Raw genomic sequence first — 1,192 nt, 5'->3', positions numbered from 1 at the left:
ATGCCAAGGTCTGCTCAGGTTCATCAAGAGAGTAAACCTTTGCTGGCTGCCAAGGAACCAAATACAAAACGGTAGGAAGCTCTTGGTTCCCTCGAATAGTCGCCCCTTCGATTGCGATCACAGTTCCTTCTGCCGCCACAACTTGCGTTAAAATAAGACAAGTCAGTAGCATTAAACATTGAGTTAATTTCATATCCTACAACTCCTTATTGTCTATTTTTGATATCAAAGATCCAGTCTTTTACCTGAGGGTCTGGCTCATCAAGTAAAGACTGATATTGCTCGTATAAAGGCAAAGCGTCCGCAAACTGCCCACGATATAAATCCAACAAGATACCCAAGTTTCTAATGGCTGTTATATCTTCAGGGTTCTGATCCAAAGCCTGGCGATAATAGCTCTCCGCCTGATCGAAATCGCCTTTCTCCCGCATAATTTGACCGAGATAGTTGAGTGCCGGGCCAGTAAACTTTGCCAAGTTATCCAAAATCTCAGCCCGCTTGTCTGTAGGCAGATCTATCGACGCCTTGTTATCAGCCTTTTGTTTGTTCTCCTGCCCAAGCGAGTCCTTCAGAGCGAGCACTTTCGATAAGTATGACTCAGCCTCTTCTACATTTCCCAACCACCAGCTACTAATGCCAAGGTTCAAGAGAGGCCCAGGGTACCAGGGGTTTTGCTGATGTATTTCTGCCAGAGTATGAAAGCTATCTTCAAGCTCATCGTTACCTTTGAATACCCCGGCAGCCATCGCTTGGTCCGATGAACTCTCTAGTGACTTCATCGTTTCAACAGCGTCNTGATATTGTGAAACTAATGCTTGTCGCGAATCTTCAGCGGCGATTGATTCCTTATCTATTTTTCCTTTTGTTGCACAGGCACTCAAGATAAGGCACAGACAAACCATCAAAAAACATGACATTGATTGCCTCAAACAGATGAATAGACCCTTAATACAAGTCATAGATGATCTCGCTCTTTAATTCAGGCTTATCGTAACGCCCTGGTAGCAATTCTTTTAAGGCATCAAAACTATTCTGAACCCAGTCATCGTAGATACCAATCCAAGACCTACTGGAGTTCTGTTCATGAATTTCAATAGCACTGTCTTCAAAGGGATAAGCTTGTTCTTCAAGAAGAATTTCGTACTGCTCTAGCTCCAGCTCGTTCAGGCCTGTAGGGCGATCAGAATCCATT

2 protein-coding genes and 1 pseudogene are annotated in these 1,192 nt (G+C 44.0%); all 3 read right to left on the bottom strand.

From position 1 onward, the window contains the following. Nucleotides 1-193: pseudogene (locus A3763_RS15805) on the bottom strand (hypothetical protein); the annotation flags it as partial. 13 nt (nucleotides 194-206) lie between these two features. After that, complete coding sequence (locus tag A3763_RS15800) at nucleotides 207-917, bottom strand: tetratricopeptide repeat protein (protein ID WP_068760213.1); 711 nt, start codon at nucleotides 915-917, stop codon at nucleotides 207-209. Nucleotides 918-945: 28 nt separating this feature from the next. Next, a partial coding sequence (locus A3763_RS28780; protein WP_197482935.1) for a hypothetical protein occupies nucleotides 946-1,192 on the bottom strand: 247 nt, incomplete at its 5' end.

The organism is Oleiphilus sp. HI0128, assembly GCF_001635365.1.
This window is presented reverse-complemented; position numbering and strand designations above follow the sequence as displayed.